Raw genomic sequence first — 23,114 nt, forward strand, 5'->3', positions numbered from 1 at the left:
GCTGCCGTCAGAGATAGAACATGTCGAATGTCACGGAGCCGTCCAGCGGGATTTCGTTGGCAATCGGTAGAGCGTTGCTTGGGCCGATGATCGGCAGCAGGTGCATCGGGAAACCGTGGTGACGGGCGGCAACCGGACCGGTCGCGGCGCTGGCGCCCCACGAGTACAACTGCGGTGCATTGCTGACCAGCGTACTGGTCGGCACACGCCATGTCGGGACCGCCAGCGTCCGGGTCAGCAATGTCTGCGCATTGCCGTCAGTCTCGGGAATGCCGTGACGCAAGGCGAAACCCCCAATGGGGGTACCGTTGATGTCACCCAACCCGTAGAACAGCGCCGGATCACTCTGCCCGGCACCATCACTGATGCCCGGCAGCTTGGTGCCAGCCCGGTTATCGCGCACCGACACTTCCACCGGAGCCGGTGCATCGCAATTGATGTGCAGAGACACATCGCGACCGGCCAGCGAGGTCTGGGTCGTCGGATTCAAAGTCGCTGCCGAAATCTTGCGCAGATCCACCGTGCTGCCACCGGCGAAGGCCGGAATGCAGGACGTCGGAATAATGGTGCCGATGACATTCAGGTCAACGCTTTCTGCCATTGCCATTGTTGGCAGCAGCGCCGCCGCCAGTACTGCAAGACGGTATGTCTTTTTCATAAGCCGTAATCTTCCATTTGATTGACAGTTCAGTCCCTACAAACTTGGTATGTAAGTAAGCGGGCTGATGATTGCGGCTTATGAGAGATAAATCTGTAGGAAACGGGAGCGCTTAAACAGCGAAATCACGACTGGTTCAATAGGTAATTTGAGCTTGGTGGCGGGATCCTACGCTGCCGTGGCCCGATGCTTTGAACCGCCCTGTTTCCGGGGTCCGAGATTCAGTACGCCTGAAAGCGCAGATCGATCCCGAACCGGGTCAGATCGGCAACCCGGGTCTGCGCTGACCCTACCCGTCCTTCAAGTTCCACTTCGACGTCCATGAGCTGACCTTCCAGTGCAACGCCCGCCCGCGCGGGAATCAGGCTTTGCCCGGTGGGCCAGACAGCCGCGCCGGATGCGCTACCCGGTTCAAATCCAAGCCACTGCGCGGCCTTGCCATCCACCCGGACAGCCATCACATGGACCCTCAACGCCCCTGCGCCAAACCGATAGTCCACGGTATCCGCGGCCGGCGCCGCCAGGTCGAGTCGCAGCGCAACTGTCCGTTCACACTGAACGGTGATCTGCACCCGTCGGCGCCCGAAACTCAGCTGGTCATTATCCAGGGGCTGCTGCAGCAACTGACCGCGCGTCATCGCTCCAAAGTCGATGGAAGGCTGCCCCAGCCTGACTGCACAGCCCGACTGCGCCTGTGCCTGATCGACGATAAATACGGCACTGAGCAATGCCAGACCGATCGTGCCGGTATTCAAACGATGCATGGTGACTGACTCCTAAACCGCGTGGCAGGTGGCTTGAGCTGTTTCGTACAGCGATTGGGTGTCGGGTGGTTCGCCGAGGCTGTAGACCAACCGGCAGCGAATGCCATCGGGCAGCACCACGTGCAAACTCGTGTCTGGCCGGACATCGGGCAAGAAGATCGTGCCGGCCTCCAGTACGTTGGTGATGTACTGTCCCTGCGCGTCGAAAACGGCTCCGCCCTTGCGCAGAAGAACGTTGTCGGCGGTGCGCGCCTGCAACAGCACGCGCCGCGCGGTGACCATGTCGAACGCCAGATGCGCGAAGGCGCCACGCCCGGCTTCGACCTCTTGAAAAGCGTTGTGCACATCGACATTGCGTCCCAGGCTGGCCGTGTCCAGCTCGACCCGTCCTTTGCTGTACGCCGGCAGACTCGCTGCCACGGCGTGTCCGGAATGATCAGTCCAGACCGGGCCTCGCGGGGTGTTCAACCTGACGCCGGCGCTGTCGCCGGCCTTGAGCAAGGCGAAGGTTTCGCGCAGCGGATAAGGCGACAGCGTGACGCCACCACCGTGCACCAGCGCACCGCCACGCAGGCCGATGTCATAGTTCTGGCTATCCGCACCACTGCGCGAATAGCCCATATCCAGCTGGCTATAGCGGGGCAACAGATTGACCCGTCCGTTGAACCCGGCGCTACCGTCATCCGGCCGTTCGGCGCCGATGCTGTAAGCGAGGGTGTCGCTGAACTGTTCATTGAATCGCAGACCGCTGCGGGTGCCGCTCACGTCGTCGTTACGCACGTAACCGCGCAAGGTCTGGCGCGCGCCCAACGGCAGGCTGACACTCAGATAAGCCGCTGTGCCACGAGCATCATCGGAGGCTCCGGCAACATCACGCTCAACCGTAAATGTCACATTGGCCCGCCGAATACTCTGCGACCAGGCCAGGGCAACTCTGGACGTGGCCGTCCCGTCAAACAGGGAAAACCGCGAGTAGCTGGCAGAAAAGCCTCCGTACACCGGACTGCTGGTGCTGAGGTTTGCCGTCAGTTGATTGCGTACTCGCTGGAACGGTCGATCATTGCGCGAATCCCAGGTGGTGTCCGACAGCGTGCGGAAACCCTGGGTCTGCTGGGTCAGCGCAACACTTGTCGACAACCGTTCACTCAACCGACCGCTGGCCGTCCACTGCAATTGCGTGCCGGACACGGCCTGATACTGTGCCCGGGAAATCACCTGGCGCCCACCGAGTATCAGCCGATCACCGATGCCGCCCTGCATTGCCCAGCCCAGCGACTCATAGCCTGTGCCAAACATGGCGCCGGCCGTGACCTGCCCGCGCGAGCCCAGCCGCCAGTCCTTGCTGGCAGCGGCAAAGGACGGCGCATCACGCTCGTCACCGGCGTAGCGCCTCACCTGACCGACCGCCAGCCCATAGCCTGCCGCCCGGCCCGTCATCCCGCCCCGCAACTGCGTCGCCGGCACAATGAAACGCCGCTGCTGACCGTCCTCTTCGTGCACCGTCACTTCCAGGTCCACGCTCTGGCTGAGCAGTGGCAAACCCACCAGCGTGAAAGGCCCACTGGGCACCACCGTGGTGTATATCAGCGCACCGTTCTGGGTGACTTCGATTCGCGCGGCGGAATAGGCAATGCCTTCAACCCGCGCACCGGAGCTGTCATCGTCCAGCGCCATCAGGGCCAGTTCCGGTTGCACCTGGAAGCCGTTGAAGGCCTCACCGGAAAACAGCGGCGAGACCATGTTCAACTGACCGAGTTGCAGGTTGGCCTGATAGCGTTCCGAAGTGTGCGAGGCGTAGGCATACAAATGCTCGAGGCGATTCTCTCCGGCGAACTCGCTGTACACCTGCCGACTGCGAAACGACCAGTCCGCCGCATTCAGGCCCAGCTCGGCATTCAGATTGCGGAACTGCGAAGACTGGCCGGCGAAACGGCTGCCCAGCAGCAAGGCGTCGTAGTTGAACAGACCTGCCGTACCCCCGTTGAGGAAGCTGCGACGAACCGGGCGATCAGGCACCAGCGCATCGGTGGGCAACAGCAGCGAGATATGTTCCTGCGACGGATCGGCTTGTACCACCGCACCCGGAAAGTACCGGGCGAACAGTTCGCATCCCGAATCACCCGTCGACTCGACGTGATCCGCCGCCCGAAATCCGCCCCGCTCCGGAAGTGAAGGCGTGAAACACAACTCGCCTTCGGCATTGAACGCGACCTGCACCTGCCCCTTCGCAACGCCGTTGACCGATAGCGAGACTGACTGCACGCCCTCGCGAAAACGTGGCGCCTGACTGAAGTATTCGGCCAGGCGCGGATCCAGCCCGCGTGATTTCAATACATCCTGATTGAACTGCACGGACAGCCCCTCGGCGCTTCTGGCGACAGGGGCGGTGCCGAGAACGATGATCAACGCCGCGCCGGCCAGACAACCTCGATGCATCAATCCGTCACCAAAGGAGCATCGAAGTGCGCAATGGCGAAACCGTAGGTGGTCACTGGAAACAGTCGCACCTGAAGCGGCGAACCGCTCGGATCAGGCGTCCCGCTCAAGGTCAGTTGCTCGCCGGGCAGCACATACGTGCGGCCCAGATCCATCTCTTTGTTGTCGGGCAGCAGCGTCACCGAATGGCCCAGCCGCACCACGTACGGGCTGGGATTGCGCACCTGGATGTCAGTGCCTTGTCGCGACCACACCAGATGCTTCCAGGGCTCGCGGTCGACCGGCAGATTCGCCGGGCGCAGGATCGCCGGAATGTTCTGGCGCAGGCTCAGACTCACCTGCGCCTTGCCCGTCGAGTCCTGCGGTGCGATTCCCTCGAAGATCACGCGCTTGAGGCGTTCGGTCTTCAAAGGCTCTGCACTGCGCAGGATGAAACGCACGCGCTGCGTTGCCCCGGGCTCGACCCGTGCCACCGGCGGTGTCAGCAGCAGCAATGACTCGGTATCTTGCGGCACGTCTTCGACAGACGTGTGCAGGAGCGCGGGATGCGACTCGCTGTTGAACACATTGATACCGGCCTCACCCACGCCTTCGTCGAGCACAACGACAGGCGTCTCGGGAACCATTCCCGCCGCCCGGATCGGGCCGGGCACCCAAAAAGAAACCAGCAGCACACTGGCGATGGCTTTTCGTACAAAGGCGTTCATGACGTTGTCCACGGGCGAGCGCGCAGCCGGCATCCGTGCCGGGCCACAGGCCAGCCGATAACATTGATTGGAAAAGACAGGCCCCGGAAGCGACCGGTGCCTGTCGATGATTGGCGCGTTGCGCGTTCTGTCAGAGGTAGAGCAGCTCGAACGTTGCCGAGCCGTTGAGCGCGATTTCAGAGGTGATCGGCAGGTTCGCCGACGGGCCGATGACCGGCACCAGCGTCATGGGAAAGATGTGCACGACGCCCGGCGTCGGGCCTGCGGCCAGGGATCCTCCCCACGAATAGCGAAGATTGCCGCCATCCGCATTTTTTCCGACCAGCGTGGCCGTATCGGGGGTGTCCCAGTTGGCCATGCCCCCTTGCTTGTACATGATCATCGAAGGCTTGCCATCGACGGTGGGTGTACCGTATCGCAGGCCGTAACCACCGATCTTGGCGCCCGCGACTTGTCCGATTCCGTAGATGTACATCGCCCAATCGGTGCCATCCACGACGATACCGGGCAGCTGGGTATGTGCCTGGTTGTCATGCACTTTGATGGCCATCGGCGCATTTGCCGAACAACGGATGCTCAGCGTTACATTGCGGGTTTGCAGCTCGGTCTGCCGGTCGCGATTCAGTGACCCGGCGGGGATGTCCCCTAACTCGACCGTATTACCGTCAGCAAAGGACGGCGTACACGAGGTCGGGATGATGGTGCCGGTGATGGTCAGGTCTGCACCATCGGCCATGGCCAGTGCCGGACACAGGGCGCTTGCGACAGCGATTGCACGAAAGGTCTTGCGCATGAAAATTCTCACTCCATAAGAATCGAAAGATGACAGCCAGCTGCGCTTCTTCTGCTGAAAAACAGGAAACGTCCTGCTTCAGAATCAGCGTTGTCATTATTCCGATTGCTTCCCGGCAGTGATGTAAGGCGAGGGTGTATTGCGCGCTGGAAAAATCGCTGCGGGGCGTAGCTGATGAGAGCCGGAAAAATCCGCCATTTGTTTAAAAAACTGCGTCCTGCCGACAGCCATGAGCTACAAACCGCTCTGCTTCAGGGATCGGATTGACTGCTCTTTCGAACAGGCAACAGGCGGCGTGCGCCGTGCCATACTCCTGACCTCGCCCACACCCGGAACGACCCGACTTGAGCCCCAGACATTCCCTGCCATTTGCACTGATGTTCGTCCTGCTGCTCGCCGGGTGCGCCTCGCTGGATGTCCCGCGCGAACCGAGCCAGGCGCTGCCGGCGTCCGACTCCGCGTTCGGTCGTTCGATCCAGGCCCAGGCGGCGCCCTACAAGGGTCAGTCCGGCTTTCGCCTGCTGTCCAACAGCACCGAAGCCTTCACCGCTCGCGCCGAGCTGATCCGCAACGCGCAACGCAGCCTCGATTTGCAGTACTACATCGTCCATGACGGCATCAGTACGCGAATGCTGGTGGAAGAAGTGTTGAAGGCCGCCGATCGTGGCGTGCGGGTGCGGATCCTGCTGGACGATACCACCAGCGACGGCCTCGACCTGATCATCGCCACCCTGGCGGCACATCCGCAGATCCAGATCCGCCTGTTCAATCCGCTGCACTTGGGGCGCAGCACCGGCGTGACCCGGGCGGCCGGGCGGCTGTTCAACCTGTCGCTGCAACACCGGCGGATGCACAACAAGTTGTGGCTGGCGGACAACAGCGCGGCCATCGTTGGCGGGCGCAATCTGGGCGACGAGTACTTCGATGCCGAGCCCAACCTGAACTTCACCGATATCGACATGCTCAGTGTCGGGCCGGTCGCCGAACAGCTCGGCCACAGTTTCGACCAGTACTGGAACAGCGCCCTGAGCAAGCCGATCGACGAGTTCCTCTCCAGCAAACCCTCGGCCAAAGACCTGCAGAACACCCGCACGCGCCTGGAAGAATCACTCGAAGAAACCCGCAAACAGAATCACGCGCTGTATCAGCAGTTGATGACCTATCGCACCGATCCGCGCATGGACATCTGGCGCAAGGAGCTGATCTGGGCCTGGAACCAGGCGCTGTGGGATGCGCCGAGCAAGGTGCTGGCCAAGGGCGAACCTGATCCGCAACTGCTGCTGACGACCCAACTGGCGCCAGAGCTGACCGGCGTCAGCAAAGAGCTGGTGATGATTTCTGCCTACTTCGTGCCGGGGCAACCGGGGCTGGTCTACCTGACCGGCCGCGCCGATGCCGGCGTGTCGGTGAGCCTGCTGACCAACTCGCTGGAAGCCACCGACGTGCCGGCGGTGCACGGCGGTTATGCGCCGTATCGCAAGGCGTTGCTGGAACATGGCGTGAAGCTGTTTGAGCTGCGGCGCCAGCCCGGGGATAACGACGGCAGCGGCCCGCACCTGTTTTACAGCAGGTCCTATCGTGGCTCGGATTCGAGCCTGCACAGCAAGGCGATGATCTTCGACGGGAAGAAGTCGTTCATCGGCTCGTTCAATTTCGACCCGCGCTCAGTGCTTTGGAATACTGAAGTCGGCGTGTTGGTGGACAGTCCCGAACTGGCGGCTCACGTGCGCGAACTGGCCTTGCAAGGCATGGCGCCGGCGCTCAGCTACGAAGCGAAACTGCAGGACGGAAAAGTGGTGTGGGTCACCGAGGACAACGGCCAGATGCACACGCTGACCAAGGAGCCGGGGAGTTTGTGGCGTCGCTTCAATGCGTGGTTCAGCACCACCGTGGGGCTGGAGCGGATGCTGTAGCAGCCCGCTCCAACCGGCTTATCAAGCGGGCTCCGGCACCTTGCCGAACGCCCCTTGCCGCGACAGCAGGATCACCAGCCCGAAGGCACCCGCCGCCATCAGCCACGGCAACGCATGCCCGCTGATCCACTGACTGCCCGCGCCCGCCATCAACGGCCCGATCAGACAACCGACGCCCCACAGCTGCGCGACATGCGCGTTGGCCCGCACCAGCGCATCGTCGCGGTAACGCTCGCCGATCAGGATCAGCGACAGGGTGAACAAACCCCCGGCACTGGCGCCGAACAGCACCCACAGCGGCCAGATCAGCAAAGTGTCGAGCAGCATCGGGATCGCCAGACTCGACAGCATCAGCACCACAGCGCAGCCGGTGAACAGAGTCCGCCGTGACAGATAATCGGCCAGTGCACCGATGGGCAATTGCAGCAGCGCATCGCCCACCACCACGGTGCTGACCATCGCCAAGGCGATTTCGGCGGTGAAACCCTGTTGCAGGCAATACACCGGCAATAGGGTCAGGATCATCGCCTCGAAAGCGGCGAACAGCGACACGGCCCAGGCGATCGCCGGCAGTTCACGAGCGAACCCCCACAAATCACCGAACGTCACGCTGCTGGCCTCGCTGCTTGGCGCGCCGCTGCGACCCAGCAGCAGAAACGGCGAGGCGATCAGCAGACCGACACCCACCCAGAAACCGTAATCGTGATCGGTGCCCAGTGCGCCCAACAGCAATGGACCAGACAGTTGGCTCAACGCATAACTGCTGCCATACAGCGCCACCAGTCGCCCGCGCCAGTGCTCGACCACCAGTTGATTGATCCAGCTCTCGCCGAGGATGAACACGATGGTCAGGATCACCCCGATCATCAGCCGCAGCACCAGCCAGATCGGGTAACTCGGCAGCAGCGCCAGCAGGCCGATCGACAGCGCCCCGGCCCACAGGCACAGACGCATCAGGTTCGCGGTGCCGAAGCGCGCGGCCAGATGACTGGAAATCTTCGCCCCCAGCAACACGCCAATGGCCGGCATTGCCGCCATCACGCCAATGGCGAACGAGCCGTAACCCCAGCCCTCCAGGCGCAACGACACCAGTGGCATGCTGACACCGAGGGCCAGGCCAACACTCAAGACAGACGCCAACACGGCGAAATACGTCGCCCAACGCATGGTCCACGCTCCTGTGGATAATTTTTATATGCACCACAAAACCAATGTGGGAGCGGGCTTGCTCGCGAATGCAGTCTGACAGTCGACATAATTGCTGACTGACACACCGCCTTCGCGAGCAAGCCCGCTCCCACAAGGGTCTCTGTTTCGTCAGGAAGCCTGGAGTGACCGGGCTCCCGTCAGCGATTTACAGCTTGATCCAGGTCGCCTTCAGCTCGGTGTATTTGTCGAACGCGTGCAGCGACTTGTCGCGGCCGTTGCCCGACTGCTTGAAGCCGCCGAACGGTGCGGTCATGTCGCCGCCGTCGTACTGGTTGACCCACACGCTGCCGGCACGCAGGGCCTTGGCGGTCAGGTGTGCCTTGGAAATGTCCTGGGTCCAGACCGCTGCCGCCAGGCCGTAAGGCGTGTCGTTGGCGATGTTGATCGCTTCCTCGGCAGTGTCGAAGGCAATGACCGACAGCACCGGGCCGAAGATCTCTTCCTGAGCGATTTTCATCGCGTTGCTCACGCCGTCGAAAATCGTCGGCTCGACGTAGGTGCCACCGGTTTCCTGAAGAATGCGCTTGCCACCGGCCACCAGTTTGGCGCCGTCGGTGTGGCCCGACTCGATGTAGGACAGCACGGTGTTCATCTGCTGGGTATCGACCAGCGCGCCAACGTTGGTGGCCGGATCCAGCGGGTTGCCGGGTTTCCAGGTTTTCAGCGCCTCGATCACCATCGGCAGGAATTTGTCCTTGATCGAACGCTCGACCAGCAGACGGGAACCTGCGGTGCAGACTTCGCCCTGGTTGAAGGCGATGGCGCTGGCGGCGGATTCGGCGGCGGCCTGCAGGTCCGGTGCATCGGCAAACACGATGTTCGGGCTCTTGCCGCCGGCTTCCAGCCAGACGCGCTTCATGTTCGATTCGCCGGAGTAGATCATCAGTTGCTTGGCGATCTTGGTCGAACCGGTGAACACCAGAGTGTCGACATCATTGTGCAGAGCGAGCGCCTTGCCGACGGTGTGGCCGTAGCCCGGCAACACGTTCAGCACGCCTTTCGGAATACCGGCCTCGACCGCCAGTTCGGCGATGCGGATGGCAGTCAGCGGGGATTTTTCCGACGGCTTGAGGATCACCGAGTTACCGGTCGACAGGGCCGGGCCGAGTTTCCAGCAGGCCATCATCAGCGGGAAGTTCCACGGCACGATGGCGCCAACCACGCCGACTGGCTCACGGGTCACCAGACCCAGTTGATCGTGCGGCGTAGCGGCGACTTCGTCGTAGATCTTGTCGATCGCTTCACCGCTCCAGCTCAGGGCCTGCGCAGCGCCCGGCACGTCGATGTACAGCGAATCGCTGATCGGCTTGCCCATGTCGAGGGTTTCGAGCAGGGCCAGTTCTTCGGCGTGCTGCTTGAGCAGGCCGGCGAAACGGATCATGGTGGCTTTGCGTTTGGTCGGCGCCAGGCGCGACCAGACGCCGGAATTGAAGGTGGCGCGGGCGTTTTCCACAGCGCGCTGGGCGTCGGCGGCGTCACAGCTGGCAATCTTGCCCAGCAGACGGCCATCGACCGGGCTGATGCACTCGAAGGTCTCGCCGGAGACGGCATCGGTGTACTCGCCATTAAGGTAGGCGCGGCCTTCGATCTTCAGGTCGCGGGCGCGTTGTTCCCAGTCGGCACGAGTCAGGGTGGTCATTCGAGTGTCCTCCTCTTGTTCAATACGAGCGCCGCGATCGTCGCGGTCGTCCTCAGGAATACTGCCCGGCCAGCCTGCTTTTCGGCCCAAGGCATCCGCCACCCTAAACCAGCGGCCGGGGTTGTTTCAATATATTTGACATAAGCTCGCCATACGGCCTTGCGGCGTTCAATTTAATCAACATAGACTTTGGCCCTTTCACGCCATCGCGCCGTCATCACGGGAGAAAACAACAATGAACATCCAGAACGTCGTCGACATCAGCCTGACTACAACTGAAGCCGAACGCTATCGCCCGGACCCGGCCAAAGTGCTCAAGGGCGATCCCGAGCAAGCGGTGTTCAATCAATACGACAGCCCTTGCGGACAAATGGGTGTCGGCGTGTGGGAAGGTGCGGTGGGCCAGTGGACGGTGAACTACACCGAGCACGAATACTGCGAAATCCTGCAGGGCGTTTCGGTGCTGCGTGACAGTGAAGGCAATGCCAAGACCCTGCGTGTCGGCGACCGCTTTGTGATTCCGGCCGGTTTCCGTGGCACCTGGGAAGTGCTGGAGGCTTGCCGCAAGGTCTATGTGATCTTCGAACAGAAGGCCTGATCCGACACAAGTGGTGACTACGCGAGTAAGACGCGTGCAGTGCTTCTGAGTGAAACTTCGCGGCAGCGCTCATACATCGGGCAATTTCCTACCGAGGCAGGATGTCTCGGCAGGACTGACCGGCGAGCGCTTCCAACCGAATGAAACGCAAGGAGGCACCGTGCCTGATTTCTGCAATATCAACGCCGCGCAATTCGCTGTCGACCAAGTCGCAACCCCTGAAACCCTGAGCGCCATCCGTATTGCAGCCGGGGTGCAAAAGCATCGGCTGGAACGGCCGGAAGATCTGTTCAATCTCCTGCCCAAACCTGACCGGATCAGGGTACTGGTCAACGAACGCAATGAGATCGATGAACTGATCTGCGGTTGATCATCTGGCAACAAAAAAGGCCCGTATTTTCAGATACGGGCCTTTTCGCAAGGGTTGCACGGTGATCCGCACAGGGAAGCACCGCGGGCGCAAAAAATAACTATATACCGCAGCCCCTGCCGAAGCCGGCCACACACTTGGTGAGTTCAGCTAATGGACATCTCAATCACGCAAAGGAAATGCGAACATGAACAATGAACAAGTAACTCACCAGGTACGCCATATGATTGGCAGTCGCTACGTAGCCAGCGTCAAAGCTTATCTTGCCGAGCTGACCGGCCGGGACGTACGCGGTGGTACTGGGTATCTCACCGCAGATCTCAGCCCGGGACGCCTGACAGTTCACCTTGATGCTCAAGGCAACATCGACGTGATCGAAATTGATCGCTCCAACGAACAAAAAGCCTGAAGCCTCGGATCAACCGGGCAAGACCAGCTGGAGCGTGAGTAGACTGCACTGAATCACGCCTAACAAAAAAGGCCCGTATCGTGAGATACGGGCCTTTTTCGTAAGTCGGGAAAAATCAATTACTTGATTTTGCCTTCCTTGTAGATCACGTGCTTGCGAACAACCGGATCATATTTCTTGATCTCGATTTTGTCCGGGGTAGTACGCTTGTTCTTGTCGGTAGTGTAGAAGTGACCAGTACCGGCGCTCGAGATCAAACGAATCAATTCACGCATGATTAGCTCCCTTAAACCTTGCCGTCGCGACGCAGCTCGGCCAGCACAACGCTGATGCCACGCTTGTCGATGATACGCATGCCTTTGGCGGAAACGCGCAGGCGTACGAAACGTTTCTCTTCTTCAACCCAGAAGCGGTGATGCTGCAGGTTCGGCAGGAAACGACGACGGGTTTTGTTGTTTGCGTGGGAAATGTTGTTCCCAGTCACCGGACCCTTACCGGTAACTTGACATACTCTAGACATGCCTCAGCCCTCTAAAACCACATGCCCAACCCGGCATGGGTTGGCCGCTTAATCTCTAGTCATTGTGGCGCCAGGCGCCGCGATTCTTTAGAGGTCTTACCGGCTACACCTACAAGCGAAGGAACCGGGCCCCTAGAAAAGAGCGCTGCTTTATACCAGAAAGACCACGGAGCAACAACTTTCCGTGTGCAAAGAATGGCTAAAAAGCCGCTTTTTCCGGCTGCAAGCGCTTTGGGCAAAGGCTGCCGGCAATTTTTACCATTCGTCGAAGAAAACCGATCATACCCGCGATCGAGACTTTTCCCATCGTCTCTTCCGACAAATCCTCCGCCGCGCAGCCCCGAAAATGCAAAAAGGGGATAGTCATTTGCAATCGCGACCTCTAGGGTAGGACTTTTCCAGACTGCACTTGCAGATGGGCCTTCGATCTGTAAAGGAAGCCGACCATGCGCCTCGCTGCCCTCCCCCTGCTCTTCGCCCCGCTGTTACTGAGTCCACTGGCCCAGGCCGCCGCCCTGAGCGTCTGCACCGAGGCCAGTCCCGAAGGCTTCGACGTGGTGCAGTACAACTCGCTGACCACCACCAACGCATCGGCCGACGTACTGATGAATCGCCTGGTGGACTTTGACACCGCCAGCGGCAAGGTCGTCCCGAGCCTGGCCGACAGCTGGGAAGTCAGCACCGACGGCCTAACCTACGTGTTCAAGCTGCACCCGCAGGTGAAGTTCCACACCACCGACTACTTCAAGCCGACCCGCGAACTGACCGCCGAAGACGTCAAGTTCAGCTTCGACCGCATGCTCGACCCGGCCAACCCGTGGCACAAAGTCGCCCAGAGCGGCTTCCCGCACGCCCAGTCGATGCAGTTGCCGAGCCTGATCAAGAAGATCGACGCGCTGGACCCGCTGACCGTGCGCTTCACCCTCGATCACCCGGACTCGACGTTCCTCGCGACCCTGAGCATGGGCTTCGCCTCCATTTATTCTGCTGAATACGCCGACAAGCTGCTGAAGGCCGATGCCACCGACAAGCTCAACAGCCAGCCGGTCGGCACCGGACCGTTCGTGTTCACCCGGTTCCAGAAAGACGCGTCGATCCGTTACAAGGCGAACCCGGACTACTTCCGCGGCAAGCCTGCGGTGGACCCGCTGATCTTCGCCATCACCCCGGACGCCAACGTGCGCCTGCAAAAGCTGCGGCGCAACGAGTGCCAGATCGCCCTGTCACCGAAACCATTGGACGTACAGGCGGCGAAGCAGGAGCCGACGCTGAAAGTCGAAAAGACTGACGCGTTCATGACCGCATTCGTTGGCATCAACAGCCAGCATCCGCCGCTGGACAAACCGGAAGTGCGTCAGGCGATCAACCTCGCCTTCGACAAGGCCAACTACCTCAAGGCTGTATTCGAAGACACCGCCGAAGCCGCCAACGGTCCGTATCCGCCGAATACCTGGAGCTACGCGAAAAACCTGCCGGGTTACGCCCACGACGTGAACAAGGCCAAGGCATTGCTGGCCAAGGCCGGATTGAAGGACGGTTTCCAGACCACCATCTGGACGCGCCCGTCCGGCAGCCTGCTTAACCCGAACCCGAGCCTCGGCGCGCAATTGCTGCAATCGGATCTGGCGGAAATCGGCATTCAGGCCGAAATCCGCGTGATCGAATGGGGCGAGCTGATCCGCCGCGCCAAGGCTGGCGAGCATGACCTGCTGTTCATGGGCTGGGCCGGCGACAACGGCGACCCGGACAATTTCCTGACCCCGCAGTTTTCCTGCGCGGCGGTGAAGTCCGGCACCAACTTCGCCCGCTATTGCAACGCCGATCTGGACAAACTGATCAGCGCCGGCAAGACCACCAGCGAGCAAGGTGTGCGCACCAAACTCTACGAACAGGCGCAGGCGCAGATTCAGCAGCAGGCGCTGTGGCTGCCGCTGGCGCATCCGACTGCCTACGCCCTGACGCGCAAAGACGTACAGGGTTACTCGGTGAGCCCGTTCGGGCGGCAGGACTACTCCAAGGTTACCCTCAAATAACCCACCACAACACAAAACCTGTGGGAGCGAGCTTGCTCGCGATTGCAGTCTGTCAGTTACCGGATGAGGCGGCTGACACAACGCTATCGCGAGCAAGCTCGCTCCCACAGGGATGCGGCATCACCCTCACATCCAGCCACACTCCGCCATCGACAACGGTTCACCATCGCCAACGATGAAGTGATCCAGCACCCGCACGTCGATCAGCTCCAAAGCCTTCTGCAAGCGCTTGGTCAATAATCGATCAGCCTGACTCGGATCGCTGTTCCCCGACGGATGGTTGTGGCACAGGATCACGGCCGCCGCGTTATTGGCCAACGAGCGCTTCACCACTTCGCGGGGATGCACGGCGGTGTTGTCGATCGAGCCGCGAAACAGAGCCTCGAAGGTGAGCACTTGATGCTTGGAATCCAGAAACAGGCAACCGAAAACTTCGTGCGGCTCGTGGCGCAACATGGCCTTGAGGTAATCACGGACCACCTGCGGATTCTCCAGCGCCGTTTTCTGCCGCATGCGCTCGGCCAGATGTCGCCGACCCATTTCCAGCACGGCCTGCAGCTGGGCGAACTTCGCCGGGCCCAGCCCCAATTGTTCGCTGAACGTTGCGAGATCAGCCTCAAGCAAGGCTCGCAAGCTGCCGAACTGACCCAACAGGTGTCTTGCGACATCCACCGCGCTTTTGCCGGATACACCGGTGCGCAGAAAAATCGCCAGCAATTCGGCATCGGAAAGACTTCCCGAGCCCTGTTCCAACAGCTTCTCCCGCGGCCTTTCCGCCGCCGGCCAATCGCGAATACTCATACACCTTCCTTGTCTGTGGGCGCCGCTGTTCCGTAGCGGTCGCTGTGATATCGTGCCCATCTTTTTTGCGGGCGAATTCACCCTGGGGAGGGGGTTTCGCCACGTATGTCACCAACGAAATGAAAGGCAGACCTATGCAGCGGCTGTATCGGAAACGCATCGTTCTGGGCGTCGGCGGCGGTATTGCTGCCTACAAGAGCGCCGACCTTGTGCGCCGCCTGATCGATCAGGGCGCCGAAGTGCGCGTGGTCATGACCCGTGGCGGCAGCGAATTCATCACCCCGCTGACCATGCAGGCGCTGTCCGGCCACCCGGTTCACCTGGATTTGCTCGACCCTGCCGCCGAAGCGGCGATGGGCCACATCGAACTGGCCAAATGGGCCGATCTGGTGCTGATCGCCCCGGCCACCGCCGACCTGCTGGCCCGCCTGGCCCAAGGCATTGCCAACGATCTGCTGACCACGCTAGTGCTGGCCACCGACGCCATCGTCGCGGTCGCCCCAGCCATGAACCAGGCCATGTGGCGCGACCCGGCAACCCAGGCCAACCTGCAACTCCTTGAAAGCCGTGGCCTGAAGACCTTCGGCCCGGCCTCCGGCAGCCAGGCCTGCGGCGACGTCGGCATGGGCCGCATGATGGAAGCCACCGATCTGGCCCAGCTCGCGGCGGACTGCTTCCAGCGTCAGGCACTGACCGGCAAGCACGTGGTGATTACTGCTGGCCCGACCCAGGAAAACATCGACCCGGTGCGCTACATCACCAACCACAGCTCCGGCAAAATGGGCTTCGCCCTGGCTGAAGCGGCAGTGGAAGCCGGCGCCCGAGTCACGCTGATCAGCGGCCCGGTGCACCTGCCGACGCCGGATCGCGTCACCCGGATCGATGTGGTCAGTGCCCGCGACATGCTCGCAGCGTGTGAAGCCGCGATCCCTTGCGACATCTTTATCGCCTCGGCGGCGGTGGCGGACTACCGTCCGGAAGTCGTCGCCCCGCAAAAATTAAAGAAAGACCCTACGAGCGGCGACGGCTTCGTCCTGCAAATGGTGCGCAACCCGGACATCCTGGCCACCATCGCGACCCGTCCCGACCGTCCGTTCAGTGTCGGCTTCGCCGCCGAGACCGAACACCTGCTCGACTACGCTGCACGCAAGCTGAAGGATAAGAATCTCGACCTGATCGTCGCCAACGACGTCGCCAACCCGAGCATCGGTTTCAACAGCGAAGAAAACGCCTGCAGCGTCATCGACCGTGCGCTGCACGCCACGGTTTTCGCCCAGACCAGCAAGAGCAAGATCGCTCGCCAGCTGGTCACTTTTATCGCCGAACGTCTGAACCAGGTTTAATTTACATGCACGCTTTGCAAGCCAAGATCCTCGACCCTCGCATCGGTACCGAATTCCCGCTGCCGCAATACGCCACACCGGGCTCCGCCGGCCTCGACCTGCGCGCCATGCTGCAAGAGGACATCGTGATCAAGCCGGGTGAAACCGTGCTGATCCCGACCGGTCTGTCGGTCTACATCGGCGATCCGAACCTCGCCGCGCTGATCCTGCCGCGCTCGGGCATGGGCCATAAGCACGGCATCGTGCTGGGCAACCTCGTCGGTCTGATCGACTCCGACTACCAGGGCCCGCTGATGGTGTCCTGCTGGAACCGTGGCCAGACCGAATTCACCATGCCGGTCGGCGAGCGCCTGGCGCAGCTGGTGCTGGTGCCGGTGGTGCAGGCGCACTTCGAAATGGTCGAAGAGTTCGTTGAAACCGAGCGTGGCGCTGGCGGTTTCGGCCATTCCGGCACCAAGTGATTGGTTTTGTGGCGAGGGAGCCCGCTCTCTCGCCATAAAAATACGCAGATTCATCTGGAAGCTTTACCGCTGAAAATCAAGGCATTGGCAAGCCAAAGCCACGCCGCACAAGGCGTCATGGCCCTTTCACACCACGAACTCTCTGTGAAAACCGCCGTCATACCCTTCAGTTTGAGCTTGCCGTCGAATGAGTCGTCGGTGTGTCCAGCCACTTTCGAGATGGAGCATTTTCGCAGATGAGCACCCCCGCCCAAGTCGCCCCGAAGCTTCCCGACAGCATCTTCCGCGCCTATGACATTCGCGGCACCGTGCCGGAATTCCTCAATACCGAAACAGCCTACTGGATCGGCCGCGCCATCGGCTCCCAGAGCCTGGCCCAGGGTGAACCGAACGTGTCCGTCGGCCGTGATGGCCGCCTGTCCGGTCCCGAACTGGTTGCAGAACTGATTCGTGGCATCGCCGAAAGCGGCTGCCATGTCAGCGACGTCGGCCTGGTGCCGACGCCTGCGTTGTACTACGCCGCCAACGTGCTGGCCGGCAAATCCGGCGTGATGCTCACCGGCAGTCACAACCCGTCGAACTACAACGGCTTCAAGATCGTGATCGCCGGCGACACCCTCGCCAACGAGCAGATCCAGGCCCTGCACGAGCGCCTCAAGACCGGTAACCTGAGCAGCGGCACCGGCAGCGTGACACAGGTTGAGATCCTCGACCGCTACAACACCGAAATCGTCCAGGACATCAAACTGGCCCGGCGCCTGAAAGTCGTGGTCGACTGCGGCAACGGCGCGGCCGGCGTGATCGCCCCGCAACTGATCGAAGCGCTGAACTGCGAAGTCATCCCGCTGTTCTGCGAAGTCGACGGCAACTTCCCGAACCACCATCCGGATCCGGGCAAGCCTGAAAACCTCGTCGACCTGATCGCCAAGGTCAAGGAAACCAACGCCGACATCGGCCTGGCCTTCGACGGCGACGGCGACCGCGTCGGCGTGGTGACCAACACCGGCACCATCGTGTTCCCGGATCGCCTGCTGATGCTGTTCGCCCGTGACGTGGTGGCGCGCAACCCCGACGCGGAGATCATCTTCGACGTCAAATGCACCCGTCGCCTGATCCCGCTGATCAAGGAATATGGCGGTCGGCCGCTAATGTGGAAGACCGGTCACTCGTTGATCAAAAAGAAAATGAAACAGTCCGGCGCACTGTTGGCCGGCGAAATGAGCGGGCACATTTTCTTCAAGGAACGCTGGTTCGGTTTCGACGACGGCATTTACAGCGCCGCACGGCTGCTGGAAATCCTCAGCAAGGAAAAATCTTCGGCCGAGGAGCTGTTCGCGACCTTCCCGAACGATATTTCCACGCCGGAAATCAATATCCATGTGACCGAAGAGAGCAAATTCAGCATCATTGATGCACTGCACGATGCGCAGTGGGGCCCAGGCGCCGACCTGACCACCATTGACGGCGTGCGGGTCGACTACGCCAAAGGCTGGGGCCTGGTGCGCGCGTCCAACACCACACCGGTGCTGGTGCTGCGCTTCGAGGCCGATGACGAGGCGGAACTGCAGCGCATCAAGGCTGTGTTCCATGCCCAACTGAAACGCGTTGCACCTGATCTCCAACTACCGTTCTGATTGCTGATTCACCCGGAGCCCTGAATGACCCTCGAACGCGATGCCGCCGCCAACACTGCCAAGGTCCTGTCCGAAGCGCTGCCTTACATCCGCCGATACGTCGGCAAGACCCTGGTGATCAAATACGGCGGCAACGCGATGGAAAGCGAGGAGCTGAAAACCGGCTTCGCCCGCGACATCGTGCTGATGAAGGCCGTGGGTATCAACCCGGTGGTCGTGCACGGCGGTGGCCCGCAGATCGGTGATCTGCTCAAGCGCCTGTCGATCGAAAGCCATTTCGTCGACGGCATGCGCGTCACCGACGCCGCGACCATGGACGTGGTGGAAATGGTCCTCGGCGGCCAGGTCAACAAAAGCATCGTCAACCTGATCAACCGTCACGGCGGCAGCGCCATCGGCCTGACCGGTAAAGACGCCGGGCTGATTCGCGCGAAGAAGCTCACCGTCACCCGCCAGACCCCGGAGATGACCCAGCCGGAAATCATCGACATCGGCCATGTGGGCGAAGTGGTCGGAATCAACACCGAACTGCTGAACCTGCTGGTCAAAGGCAACTTCATCCCGGTGATCGCACCGATCGGTGTGGGTGAAAACGGCGAGTCGTACAACATCAACGCTGACCTGGTGGCCGGCAAGGTTGCCGAAGCGCTGAAAGCCGAGAAGCTGATGCTGCTGACCAACATCGCCGGCCTGATGGACAAGTCGGGCACCGTGCTGACCGGTCTGAGCACCCAGCAAGTCGACGACCTGATCGCCGACGGCACCATCTACGGCGGCATGCTGCCGAAGATCCGCTGCGCGCTGGAAGCGGTACAGGGCGGCGTTGGCAGTTCGCTGATCATCGACGGTCGCGTGCCGAACGCGATCCTGCTGGAAATCTTCACCGACACCGGTGTGGGTACGCTGATCAGCAATCGCAAGCGTCCATAAGCGCTCGCGCAAACAAAAAGACCCCGCTCAGCCTGGCTGAGCGGGGTCTTTTTTTGCCTGAAGCTGCGATCAGACGCCGAACTGGGCGCGGTATGCTTCAACGGCTGGCAGGTGCTGCTTGAGCTGCGGATCGTCAGCCAGGAATTCCAGTACCTGGTTCAGCGACACGATGCTGATGACCGGGATACCGAAATCACGCTCGACTTCCTGAATCGCCGACAGCTCGCCGTTGCCGCGCTCCTGACGGTTCAGGGCGATCAGCACACCGGCGGCCTTGGCGCCGTCCTGGGAAGCGATGATCTGCATCACTTCACGGATCGCGGTGCCGGCAGTGATCACGTCGTCAATGATCAGCACTTCACCGGTCAGCGGTGCGCCGACCAGGCTGCCGCCTTCGCCGTGGGCCTTGGCTTCCTTGCGGTTGAAGCACCATGGCAGATCACGGTTGTGGTGTTCGGCCAGCGCCACGGCAGTGGTTGCCGCCAGCGGGATGCCTTTGTAGGCCGGGCCGAACAGCACGTCGAACGGAATGCCGCTCTCGGCGATGGCTGCGGCGTAGAAACGACCCAGCTGCGCCAGTGCGGAACCCGAGTTGAACAGGCCGGCATTGAAGAAGTAAGGACTGGTGCGCCCGGACTTCAGGGTGAACTCACCGAAGCGCAAAACGCCGCGATCGATGGCAAAACGAATGAAATCGCGCTGATACGCTTGCATGAAAAAAACCCCAAATACCACGGATTTAGCTAATTAGCTTGACGCCGTGTATCATACACGCACGCGATTTTTGGGGCCATTTATGCGGATCATCAGTGTGAACGTCAATGGTATTCAGGCTGCAGTCGAGCGCGGTTTGCTCAGTTGGCTGCAGGCACAGAATGCCGACGTCATCTGCCTGCAGGACACCCGTGCCTCCGCCTTTGAACTGGACGACCCAGCCTTCCAACTGGATGGCTACTTCCTTTATGCCTGCGATGCTGAAGTCCCTGCCCAAGGCGGCGTGGCTTTGTATTCGCGGTTGCAACCGAAGGCTGTCATCAGCGGTCTCGGATTCGAGACGGCGGACCGCTACGGGCGCTACCTGCAAGCAGATTTCGACAAAGTCAGTATTGCCACCTTGCTGCTTCCTTCGGGGATGAACGGCGATGAGGACTTGAACCAGAAGTTCAAGCTCATGGACGACTTCGGCAAGTATCTGGACAAACAGCGGCGCAAACGTCGCGAGTACATTTATTGTGGCTCGCTGTACGTCGCGCAGCAGAAGCTCGACATCAAGAACTGGCGCGACAGCCAGCAATCTCCGGGTTTCCTCGCGCCGGAACGCGCCTGGATGGACGAGATTGTCGGCAACATGGGCTATGTCGATGCTCTGCGCGAAGTCAGCCGCGAAGGCGACCAGTACAGCTGGTGGCCGGACAACGAACAGGCCGAGATGCTGAATCTGGGCTGGCGCTTCGACTACCAGATCCTGACTCCGGGCCTGCGGCGCTTCGTGCGCAGCGCACGCCTGCCGCGTCAGCCTCGGTTCTCGCAGCACGCGCCGCTGATCGTCGACTACGACTGGACGCTGACCATCTAGGCGGCCTTTCGCAGACACAAAAAAACCGACATCACTGTCGGTTTTTTTGTGGGCGATCGTTCGTTATTTGATCAACCGCCAGGTGAACGGATAGCGGTACGGGAAACCTTCGTTGGCTTTCACCCCGCCGATAATCGTCAACACCAGCGCCGCAATGGCCAGCAGGCCAAACAGCACGAACCCGATAAGCAACAGCATCAGCACGAAGCAGATCATCGAAGCGATCGCCACGGTGATCTGAAAATTCAGCGCTTCCTTGCCCTGGGCGTCGATGAACGGATCGGTCTCGCGCTTCATCTGCCACAGGACCAGCGGCCCGATCAGCGTGCCGAACGGAATCCAGATTCCCAGCAAGGCGGACAAGTGACAAAACATCGCCCATTGGCGAACCTCCTGGCTCGGCTTGGGCAGCAACTCTTGCTCATCACTCATCGCGTCCTCCTTGCGGGTTACGAACCTGCTCAGTCGGCCAGTGCAGCCTTTTGCAGTTCGAAGATCTCGTTCATGCCTTTCTTGGCCAGCTCCAGCATCGCGTTCAGCTCTTCAGGCTGGAACGGCGCGCCTTCGGCGGTGCCCTGCACTTCGATGAAGCCACCGGTGCTGGTCATCACCACGTTGAGGTCGGTCTCGGCGGTGGAATCTTCAAGATAGTCCAGATCCAGCACCGGCTCGCCCTGGTACATGCCCACGGAAACGGCGCCGATCATTTGCTTGAGCGGGTCGCCGCCTTTCAGGCCGCCGCGCTTCTTGATCACTTTCAGTGCATCGACCAGCGCAACCATGGCGCCGGTGATCGACGCGGTACGGGTGCCGCCATCAGCCTGGATCACGTCGCAGTCGACGTACAGGGTGACGTCGCCCAGCTTGGACATGTCCAGCGCGGCGCGCAGGGAACGGCCGATCAGGCGCTGGATTTCCAGGGTACGACCGCCCTGCTTGCCACGGCTGGCTTCACGCTGGTTACGCTCGCCGGTGGCGCGCGGCAGCATGCCGTATTCGGCGGTCAGCCAACCCTGGCCCTGGCCTTTGAGGAAACGCGGCACGCCGTTTTCGACGCTGACGGTGCAGATGACTTTGGTATCACCGAATTCGACCAGTACGGATCCCTCGGCGTGTTTGGTGTAGTTGCGGGTAATGCGGATCGAGCGGAGCTGATCGGCAGCGCGACCACTTGGACGTTTCATAGGAGATACCTGTACTGGGGACGGAAAACTGCGGAGCATTATAGAGCCGCGCACCGCGCCTGGGCACTCGTTAAAAAATCCGGCCGACGACCGAAGGCCCTGAAACGCGCTTCGCCGACGGCCTGCAGCCCTTTGTCACACCGTGTGTTTGGGCGCATCTGCCGCACTGCGCTACAATCCTGCGCCTTTGCTGCCAGTCGGCTTAAATTCATTGATATCGAGCTGCGGAGCTTCAATTCGCGCCGATCTGTATCGCGAGGTCACCCCATGGTGCACAGCATGACCGCCTTCGCCCGCGTCGAAAAAGCCGGCGTTCAGGGCACCCTGAGCTGGGAGCTGCGCTCGGTCAACAGCCGCTACCTGGAACCCCACCTGCGCTTGCCGGAGTCGTTTCGCGACCTCGAAGGCGCCGTCCGCGAAGCCCTGCGCCAGGGCCTGTCGCGCGGCAAACTGGAATGCACCCTGCGTTTCACCGAGGAAAGCACCGGCAAGCCGCTGCAAGTGGATCGCGAACGCGCTGCACAACTGGTCGCCGCGGCCGAAACCGTCGCCGGCCTGATCAAGAACCCGGCCGCGCTGAACCCGCTGGAAGTGCTTGCCTGGCCGGGCGTACTGGTCGCCGACGCCACCGACCCGCAGGCGCTGAACGCCGAAGCGCTGGCCCTGTTCAATCAGGGCCTGAAAGATCTCAAGGCCGGCCGCGAGCGCGAAGGCGCGGAGCTGGCCCGCCTGATCAACGATCGCCTGACCTCCATCGAGGAAGACGTGGTGACCCTGCGCGAACTGGTTCCGCAGATGCTCGCCACCCAGCGCCAGAAAGTCCTCGACCGCTTCGCCGACATGAAGGCTGAGATGGACCCGCAACGCCTGGAACAGGAAATGGTCATGCTCGCGCAAAAGAGCGACGTGGCCGAAGAACTGGATCGCTTGAGCACCCACATCATTGAAGTTCGCCGGGTGCTGAAATCCGGCGGTGCCGCCGGCCGGCGCCTGGACTTCCTGATGCAGGAACTCAACCGCGAAGCCAACACACTGGGCTCCAAGGCCTTCGACCCGCGCAGCACCCAGGCGGCGGTCAACCTCAAAGTGTTGATCGAGCAGATGCGCGAACAAGTGCAGAATATTGAGTAAGGCTA

23 protein-coding genes and 1 pseudogene are annotated in these 23,114 nt (G+C 61.2%); 11 read left to right on the forward strand and 13 right to left on the reverse strand.

From position 1 onward, the window contains the following. Positions 1–7 precede the first annotated feature (7 nt). From CAF90_RS10285 to CAF90_RS10305, 5 genes are all read right to left on the reverse strand, one after another. Complete coding sequence (locus tag CAF90_RS10285; RefSeq protein WP_085606104.1) at positions 8–658, reverse strand: DUF1120 domain-containing protein; 651 nt, start codon at positions 656–658, stop codon at positions 8–10. A 221-nt stretch (positions 659–879) separates the two neighbouring features. Further along, entirely contained in the window at positions 880–1,422 is a 543-nt protein-coding gene (locus tag CAF90_RS10290) for a hypothetical protein (protein ID WP_085606106.1), read from the reverse strand. A 12-nt stretch (positions 1,423–1,434) separates the two neighbouring features. Continuing rightward, on the reverse strand, positions 1,435–3,858 hold the full coding sequence (locus CAF90_RS10295; protein ID WP_085606108.1) for a fimbria/pilus outer membrane usher protein: 2,424 nt from the start codon (positions 3,856–3,858) through the stop codon (positions 1,435–1,437). Continuing rightward, entirely contained in the window at positions 3,858–4,565 is a 708-nt protein-coding gene (locus CAF90_RS10300) for a fimbria/pilus chaperone family protein (RefSeq protein ID WP_085606110.1), read from the reverse strand. The genes CAF90_RS10295 and CAF90_RS10300 overlap by 1 nt, the downstream gene beginning before the upstream one ends. 130 nt (positions 4,566–4,695) lie before the next feature. Further along, a complete protein-coding gene (locus tag CAF90_RS10305) occupies positions 4,696–5,358 on the reverse strand; it encodes a DUF1120 domain-containing protein (RefSeq protein WP_085606112.1) in 663 nt (220 codons plus the stop codon). A gap of 377 nt (positions 5,359–5,735) precedes the next feature. Here CAF90_RS10305 and CAF90_RS10310 point away from each other — a divergent pair, with 377 nt between their 5' ends. Further along, entirely contained in the window at positions 5,736–7,271 is a 1,536-nt protein-coding gene (locus CAF90_RS10310) for a phospholipase D family protein (RefSeq protein WP_139834483.1), read from the forward strand. Between the two features lie 21 nt (positions 7,272–7,292). Here CAF90_RS10310 and CAF90_RS10315 read toward each other — a convergent pair whose 3' ends face one another. Both CAF90_RS10315 and CAF90_RS10320 read right to left on the reverse strand, forming a co-directional pair. Beyond that, positions 7,293–8,438, reverse strand: a complete 1,146-nt coding sequence (locus CAF90_RS10315; protein WP_007954456.1) for an MFS transporter — start codon at positions 8,436–8,438, stop codon at positions 7,293–7,295. 187 nt (positions 8,439–8,625) lie between these two features. Further along, entirely contained in the window at positions 8,626–10,119 is a 1,494-nt protein-coding gene (locus CAF90_RS10320; protein WP_007954454.1) for an aldehyde dehydrogenase, read from the reverse strand. A gap of 235 nt (positions 10,120–10,354) precedes the next feature. Between CAF90_RS10320 and CAF90_RS10325 the strand changes: the two genes are divergently transcribed. From CAF90_RS10325 to CAF90_RS10335, 3 genes are all read left to right on the forward strand, one after another. Then, positions 10,355–10,717: a cupin domain-containing protein gene (locus CAF90_RS10325; RefSeq protein ID WP_085606116.1), complete on the forward strand. Its 363-nt coding sequence runs from the start codon at positions 10,355–10,357 to the stop codon at positions 10,715–10,717. A 49-nt stretch (positions 10,718–10,766) separates the two neighbouring features. Next, positions 10,767–11,087 carry a hypothetical protein gene (locus CAF90_RS10330; RefSeq protein ID WP_170929368.1) on the forward strand — a complete coding sequence of 107 codons (321 nt, stop codon included), beginning with the start codon at positions 10,767–10,769 and terminating at the stop codon, positions 11,085–11,087. Between the two features lie 187 nt (positions 11,088–11,274). Beyond that, entirely contained in the window at positions 11,275–11,496 is a 222-nt protein-coding gene (locus tag CAF90_RS10335) for a hypothetical protein (RefSeq protein ID WP_085606120.1), read from the forward strand. Between the two features lie 119 nt (positions 11,497–11,615). On the opposite strand, the gene rpmG is transcribed toward CAF90_RS10335, so the two are convergent. Then, positions 11,616–11,771 carry a 50S ribosomal protein L33 gene (gene rpmG / locus CAF90_RS10340; protein ID WP_003177274.1) on the reverse strand — a complete coding sequence of 52 codons (156 nt, stop codon included), beginning with the start codon at positions 11,769–11,771 and terminating at the stop codon, positions 11,616–11,618. An 11-nt stretch (positions 11,772–11,782) separates the two neighbouring features. After that, complete coding sequence (gene rpmB / locus CAF90_RS10345; protein WP_003177273.1) at positions 11,783–12,016, reverse strand: 50S ribosomal protein L28; 234 nt, start codon at positions 12,014–12,016, stop codon at positions 11,783–11,785. Positions 12,017–12,462: 446 nt separating this feature from the next. Between rpmB and CAF90_RS10350 the strand changes: the two genes are divergently transcribed. After that, entirely contained in the window at positions 12,463–14,049 is a 1,587-nt protein-coding gene (locus CAF90_RS10350) for an ABC transporter substrate-binding protein (protein ID WP_085606123.1), read from the forward strand. A gap of 126 nt (positions 14,050–14,175) precedes the next feature. On the opposite strand, the gene radC is transcribed toward CAF90_RS10350, so the two are convergent. Beyond that, a complete protein-coding gene (gene radC / locus CAF90_RS10355; RefSeq protein ID WP_085606125.1) occupies positions 14,176–14,850 on the reverse strand; it encodes a DNA repair protein RadC in 675 nt (224 codons plus the stop codon). A 134-nt stretch (positions 14,851–14,984) separates the two neighbouring features. On the opposite strand from radC, the gene coaBC reads away from it, so the two are divergent. The 4 genes and pseudogenes from coaBC to argB all read left to right on the forward strand — a co-directional run bounded on the left by coaBC (position 14,985) and on the right by argB (position 19,218). Further along, complete coding sequence (coaBC, locus tag CAF90_RS10360; RefSeq protein ID WP_085606127.1) at positions 14,985–16,193, forward strand: bifunctional phosphopantothenoylcysteine decarboxylase/phosphopantothenate--cysteine ligase CoaBC; 1,209 nt, start codon at positions 14,985–14,987, stop codon at positions 16,191–16,193. A gap of 5 nt (positions 16,194–16,198) precedes the next feature. After that, positions 16,199–16,654: a dUTP diphosphatase gene (gene dut, locus CAF90_RS10365; protein ID WP_007954445.1), complete on the forward strand. Its 456-nt coding sequence runs from the start codon at positions 16,199–16,201 to the stop codon at positions 16,652–16,654. Positions 16,655–16,911: 257 nt separating this feature from the next. Next, positions 16,912–18,288: pseudogene (locus CAF90_RS10370) on the forward strand (phosphomannomutase/phosphoglucomutase); the annotation flags it as partial. A gap of 24 nt (positions 18,289–18,312) precedes the next feature. Continuing rightward, positions 18,313–19,218, forward strand: coding sequence for an acetylglutamate kinase (argB, locus tag CAF90_RS10375; protein WP_007954443.1), 906 nt, complete (start codon positions 18,313–18,315; stop codon positions 19,216–19,218). A gap of 69 nt (positions 19,219–19,287) precedes the next feature. Here the strand turns inward: argB and pyrE are convergent, their stop codons facing one another. Continuing rightward, positions 19,288–19,932, reverse strand: coding sequence for an orotate phosphoribosyltransferase (gene pyrE, locus CAF90_RS10380; RefSeq protein WP_007954442.1), 645 nt, complete (start codon positions 19,930–19,932; stop codon positions 19,288–19,290). A gap of 82 nt (positions 19,933–20,014) precedes the next feature. On the opposite strand from pyrE, the gene CAF90_RS10385 reads away from it, so the two are divergent. Next, entirely contained in the window at positions 20,015–20,794 is a 780-nt protein-coding gene (locus tag CAF90_RS10385) for an exodeoxyribonuclease III (RefSeq protein WP_007920349.1), read from the forward strand. Between the two features lie 63 nt (positions 20,795–20,857). Here CAF90_RS10385 and CAF90_RS10390 read toward each other — a convergent pair whose 3' ends face one another. Together CAF90_RS10390 and rph are read right to left on the reverse strand one after the other, a co-directional pair. Beyond that, entirely contained in the window at positions 20,858–21,226 is a 369-nt protein-coding gene (locus CAF90_RS10390; RefSeq protein ID WP_007954441.1) for a DUF4870 domain-containing protein, read from the reverse strand. Positions 21,227–21,255: 29 nt separating this feature from the next. Next, a complete protein-coding gene (gene rph / locus CAF90_RS10395) occupies positions 21,256–21,978 on the reverse strand; it encodes a ribonuclease PH (RefSeq protein WP_085606131.1) in 723 nt (240 codons plus the stop codon). Between the two features lie 267 nt (positions 21,979–22,245). On the opposite strand from rph, the gene CAF90_RS10400 reads away from it, so the two are divergent. Next, positions 22,246–23,109, forward strand: a complete 864-nt coding sequence (locus CAF90_RS10400) for a YicC/YloC family endoribonuclease (protein ID WP_007954440.1) — start codon at positions 22,246–22,248, stop codon at positions 23,107–23,109. Positions 23,110–23,114: the final 5 nt, after the last annotated feature.

Origin of the sequence: Pseudomonas sp. B37(2017), from assembly GCF_002112885.1 — a bacterium.
Taxonomy (GTDB): domain Bacteria; phylum Pseudomonadota; class Gammaproteobacteria; order Pseudomonadales; family Pseudomonadaceae; genus Aquipseudomonas; species Aquipseudomonas paraglycinae.

Bases quoted from the DNA above. Each gene is read 5' to 3' on its own strand.
- dut (WP_007954445.1), top strand. From the start codon at position 16,199: ATGCACGCTTTGCAAGCCAAGATCCTCGACCCTCGCATCGGTACCGAA.
- CAF90_RS10310 (WP_139834483.1), top strand. From the start codon at position 5,736: ATGTTCGTCCTGCTGCTCGCCGGGTGCGCCTCGCTGGATGTCCCGCGC.
- CAF90_RS10320 (WP_007954454.1), bottom strand. From the start codon at position 10,119: ATGACCACCCTGACTCGTGCCGACTGGGAACAACGCGCCCGCGACCTG.
- CAF90_RS10400 (WP_007954440.1), top strand. From the start codon at position 22,246: ATGGTGCACAGCATGACCGCCTTCGCCCGCGTCGAAAAAGCCGGCGTT.
- CAF90_RS10325 (WP_085606116.1), top strand. From the start codon at position 10,355: ATGAACATCCAGAACGTCGTCGACATCAGCCTGACTACAACTGAAGCC.
- CAF90_RS10315 (WP_007954456.1), bottom strand. From the start codon at position 8,438: ATGCGTTGGGCGACGTATTTCGCCGTGTTGGCGTCTGTCTTGAGTGTT.
- CAF90_RS10390 (WP_007954441.1), bottom strand. From the start codon at position 21,226: ATGAGTGATGAGCAAGAGTTGCTGCCCAAGCCGAGCCAGGAGGTTCGC.
- CAF90_RS10290 (WP_085606106.1), bottom strand. From the start codon at position 1,422: ATGCATCGTTTGAATACCGGCACGATCGGTCTGGCATTGCTCAGTGCC.
- rpmB (WP_003177273.1), bottom strand. From the start codon at position 12,016: ATGTCTAGAGTATGTCAAGTTACCGGTAAGGGTCCGGTGACTGGGAAC.
- coaBC (WP_085606127.1), top strand. From the start codon at position 14,985: ATGCAGCGGCTGTATCGGAAACGCATCGTTCTGGGCGTCGGCGGCGGT.
- rpmG (WP_003177274.1), bottom strand. From the start codon at position 11,771: ATGCGTGAATTGATTCGTTTGATCTCGAGCGCCGGTACTGGTCACTTC.
- CAF90_RS10335 (WP_085606120.1), top strand. From the start codon at position 11,275: ATGAACAATGAACAAGTAACTCACCAGGTACGCCATATGATTGGCAGT.
- CAF90_RS10295 (WP_085606108.1), bottom strand. From the start codon at position 3,858: ATGCATCGAGGTTGTCTGGCCGGCGCGGCGTTGATCATCGTTCTCGGC.
- CAF90_RS10385 (WP_007920349.1), top strand. From the start codon at position 20,015: ATGCGGATCATCAGTGTGAACGTCAATGGTATTCAGGCTGCAGTCGAG.
- radC (WP_085606125.1), bottom strand. From the start codon at position 14,850: ATGAGTATTCGCGATTGGCCGGCGGCGGAAAGGCCGCGGGAGAAGCTG.
- CAF90_RS10305 (WP_085606112.1), bottom strand. From the start codon at position 5,358: ATGCGCAAGACCTTTCGTGCAATCGCTGTCGCAAGCGCCCTGTGTCCG.
- rph (WP_085606131.1), bottom strand. From the start codon at position 21,978: ATGAAACGTCCAAGTGGTCGCGCTGCCGATCAGCTCCGCTCGATCCGC.
- CAF90_RS10350 (WP_085606123.1), top strand. From the start codon at position 12,463: ATGCGCCTCGCTGCCCTCCCCCTGCTCTTCGCCCCGCTGTTACTGAGT.
- pyrE (WP_007954442.1), bottom strand. From the start codon at position 19,932: ATGCAAGCGTATCAGCGCGATTTCATTCGTTTTGCCATCGATCGCGGC.
- argB (WP_007954443.1), top strand. From the start codon at position 18,313: ATGACCCTCGAACGCGATGCCGCCGCCAACACTGCCAAGGTCCTGTCC.
- CAF90_RS10300 (WP_085606110.1), bottom strand. From the start codon at position 4,565: ATGAACGCCTTTGTACGAAAAGCCATCGCCAGTGTGCTGCTGGTTTCT.
- CAF90_RS10285 (WP_085606104.1), bottom strand. From the start codon at position 658: ATGAAAAAGACATACCGTCTTGCAGTACTGGCGGCGGCGCTGCTGCCA.